Consider the following 3,961-nt stretch of genomic DNA (forward strand, 5'->3'; position numbering starts at 1 on the left):
TACGTGGCGAGCAGCGCCTGAGCCTCGATCGGATCGCCGAGGGTGGTGCCGGTGCCGTGCGCCTCCACCACGTCAACCAGGTCGGGGGTGAGCTTCGCGCCGGCCAGGGCCTGCCGGATGACCCGCTGCTGGGAGGGGCCGTTGGGGGCGGTCAGCCCGTTCGACGCGCCGTCGGAGTTGACCGCCGAGCTGCGGATGACGCCGAGCACGGGGTGGCCGTTGCGGCGGGCGTCGCTGAGCCGTTCCAGCAGCAGCATGCCGACGCCCTCGGACCAGCCGGTGCCGTCGGCGGCGGCGGCGAACGACTTGCACCGGCCGTCGGCGGCGAGGCCGCGCTGCCGGGAGAACTCGACGAACGGGCCGGGGGTGGCCAGCACGGTCGCGCCGCCGGCCAGGGCGAGGCCGCACTCGCGCTGGCGCAGCGCCTGGCAGGCGAGATGGATGGCGACCGACGCCGACGAGCAGGCGGTGTCCACGGTGACCGACGGGCCTTCGAGGCCGAACGTGTACGCCAGCCGACCGGACACGACACTGGCGGCGGTGCCGGTCAGCACGTACCCCTCGACGCCGGGCGCCCGGTGCAGCACGGCGGCGTAGTCCTGCCCGGAGGTGCCCACGAAGACGCCGGAGCGGCTGCCACGCAGCGACAGCGGGGCGATGCCGGCGCGTTCGAACAGCTCCCAGGTGACCTCCAGCAGCAGCCGCTGCTGCGGGTCCATGGCGACCGCCTCACGCGGCGAGATACCGAAGAGCGCGGCGTCGAACTGCCCCGCGTCGCGCAGGAACCCGCCGGCGGTGGTGTACGAGGTGCCGGCGTTGTCCGGGTCGGCGTGGTAGAGCCGGTCCAGGTCCCAGCCGCGGTCGGTGGGAAAGTCGCCGATGGCGTCCCCGCCGGACGAGACGAACTCCCAGAGCTCCTCCGGCGAGCTGATGCCGCCCGGGTAGCGGCAGCTCATCGCCACGATCGCCACCGGCTCGGACTCCTCGGCGGTGACCTCGCGCAGCCGTTGGCGGGTCTGCTGCAGCTCGGCGACGACGCGCGTCAGGTATTCGCGCAGCCGATCTTCGTCCGCCATGACATCTCGCTTTCTCGTGACACCACAGATCCCGGGCGGCTCAGGAGAGCCCGAGGTCCTGGTCGATGAGGTCGAACAGCTCCTGGTTGCTGGCCGCCCGCAGCCGGCCGGCCACCTCGGCGGTGTCCTCCCGGCGTTCCTCGGCGGCGCCGAGCCGTTCGAGCAGGCTGTGCAGGCGCATCGTGATCCGCACCCGGCCGATGTCGTCCGGGTCGCGCAGCGCGAGGGCGCCCTCCAACTGGTCCAGCTCCGCGAGGGTGGGTAGCGCCTCCACCGACGCTTCGTCGAGCAGTTCGGCCCGCAGGTGCTCGGCCAGCGCCTGCGGGGTCGGGTGGTCGAACACCACCGAGCTGGGCAGGCTGAGCCCGGTCGAGCGGGCCAGCCGGCCCCGCAGCTCCACGGCGGTGAGCGAGTCGAAGCCGAGGTCCCGGAAGGGCCGCCCGGCCTCCACGGCGTACGGGCTGTCGTGGCCGATGACCTCGCCCGCGGCGGTGCGGATGAGATCGACCAGCAGCCGTGCCTGTTCGGCCTGCGACAACTCGCCGAGCCGCTTGCGCAGTTCGCCGGCGACCTGGTCGCCGTCCTCGGCGTCGGCGCGCGCCGCCGCGGCCTGGGCGGCCACCTCGGCGATCTCGCTGATCAGCGGCCGGGGCCGGGCGGAGGCGAACACCGGCGCGAAGCGTTCCCAGTCGATGTCGGCGACGGTGAGGGCAGTGTCGTCGCCGTCGAGGCCGGCGCGCAGGGCGGCCATCGCCGGTTCCCGGTCGAGCAGGGACACCCCGCGCCGGCTCATGGCCGCCGCGTGCGCGTCGGTCACCATGCCGCCGCCGGCCCACGGTCCCCAGTTCACCGAGAGGTGCCGGGCCCGCCCGGCCGGCCGGGACTGCGCCCAGGCGTCCAGGAAGGCGTTGCCGGCGGCGTACGCCCCGTGGTCGCCGACGCCCCAGACGGCCGCGATGGAGGAGAAGTGCACGACCAGGTCGAGCGCCTCCGGGTCGAGGAACTCGTCGAGGTGCCGCGCGCCGGCGATCTTGCCGGAGACGACGTCGGCGAGTTCCGCCTCGGTCACGGCGGCGACCGGGTTGAGCCGGCCCACCCCGGCGGCGTGCACCACGGCGTGCACGGCCTCACCGTCGGCGCGCAGGCCACGGACCAGGTCGGCGACCGCGTCCCGGTCGGCCAGGTCGCAGGCCAGCACCCGCGCCTCGGCGCCGAGAGCGGCCAGTTCCGCCACCGCCTCGTCCGCGCCGGGGGCCGCCGCGCCGCGCCGGCTGACCAGCAGCAGCCGCCGCGCGCCGTGCCGGGCGAACCAGCCGGCGGCGTACCGGCCGACGGCGCCGGTGCCGCCGGTGACCAGGACGGTTCCCGGCGCCTGCCAGCCGGCCGGCGCCTCGGCGCGGGGCGCGCGCTCCAGCCGCCGCAGGTACGTCCCGGAGTCACGCACCGCGAGCTGGTCCTCGTCGCCGGCGGCGGTGAGGGCCGCCAGGACTCCCTCGGCGGCGGCGGTGTCCAGGGTGGCGGGCAGATCCAGCAGGCCCCCCCAGTGCCGGGGGTGTTCCAGCGCGGTCACCAGGCCGAGGCCCCACGTGGTGGCCTGGGCGGGGTGGGCTACGGGGTCGTCGGCGCCGGTGGCCACGGCCTGCCGGGTGAGCAGCCACAGCGGCACCGGTGGCAGGGCGTCCGTGACCGCCTGCACCAGGGCCAGGTTCGCGGTCAGGCCCAGCGGCACGGCCGAGCGGTCGGGGTGCGCCCGCTCGTCGAGGGCGAGCAGCGACACGATCCGGGTGGGCGCCGCGGCGGCGAGCTGCCCGGCGAGCGTGCTCCGGTCGGTCGTCGCCGGGTCGACGGCGAGCTGCCGCACGGTGCCGCCCCGCGCGGTGAGCAGTTCGGCGAGCCGGTCGACGACCGGCTGGTCCGTACCGCTGTGCACCAGGGTCCACGTGCCGTCGACGGCACCCGCGACGAGAGCCCGCGGGCGCCAGGTGATCCGGTAGCGCCAGCCGCCGGCGAGGGTGTCCTCCTGCTGCTGGCGCCGCCACCGGTCCAGGTCCGGCAGCAGTTCCCGCAGCGGCCGGTCCGCGTCGAGGCCGAGCCGGCCGGCGAGCGCGTCGCCGTCGCCGGACGCCACGGCCCGCCAGAACGCCGAGTCGACGTCGTCGTGCGCGGCGGCGGGGGTGTGGGTCGCCGCCGCGTCGAAGGTCGGCCAGAACCGCTGGTGGGCGAACGCGTACGTGGGCAGGTCCACCTGGGCGGCGGCGCCGGGCAGCAGTGCCGGGAAGCGTACGGGCACGCCGTGGCAGTGCAGCCGGGCCACCGCGCCGAGCAGGGTGGCCACCTCGTCCTGGCCGGGCCGCTGCACGCCGGTCACGACGACCGGCGCGTCCACCGGCAGCGCGTCGGCGGTCAGGGCGGTCAGCACGGTGTCCGGCCCGATCTCCAGGAACCGGGTCACCCCATGGGAGTGCAGGTGGGTGACGGTGTCGGCGAAGCGCACCGCCTCGCGGACGTGCCGGACCCAGTAGTCGGGTGTGCAGAGCTGCTCGGGGTCGACGACCGTGCCGGTCAGGTTCGACACCAGCGGCACCGTCGGCGGGGCGTACGACAGGGTCGCCGCGACGGCCGCGAACTCGGCGAGCATGGGCTCCATCAGCGGGCTGTGGAAGGCGTGGCTGACCCGCAGCCGCTTGGTGCGTACGCCGAGGTCGGCGAAGTGGGCGGCCAGTTCGGTCAGCACGTCCTCGGCGCCGGCGACGACGACGGCGGCCGGCCCGTTGACGGCGGCGACGGCGGGCTGTCCCGGCGTGCCGGACAGGGCCCGCAGCACGTCGACCTCGGGCGCGGCGACGGCGAGCATCCCGCCGCCGGGTGGCAGGGCCTGCATCTGT

2 protein-coding genes are annotated in these 3,961 nt (G+C 76.0%); both read right to left on the reverse strand.

The window, feature by feature from the left end; genetic code table 11:
* Positions 1-1,076, reverse strand: a 1,076-nt coding sequence (locus KBX39_RS25415; protein ID WP_210872878.1) for a beta-ketoacyl synthase N-terminal-like domain-containing protein, incomplete at its 3' end; no start/stop codon positions are given.
* A gap of 40 nt (positions 1,077-1,116) precedes the next feature.
* On the reverse strand, positions 1,117-3,961 hold a 2,845-nt coding region (locus tag KBX39_RS25420; RefSeq protein ID WP_210872880.1), incomplete at its 5' end, for an SDR family NAD(P)-dependent oxidoreductase.

Source organism: Micromonospora sp. D75 (assembly GCF_018070405.1).
GTDB lineage: Bacteria > Actinomycetota > Actinomycetes > Mycobacteriales > Micromonosporaceae > Micromonospora > Micromonospora chalcea.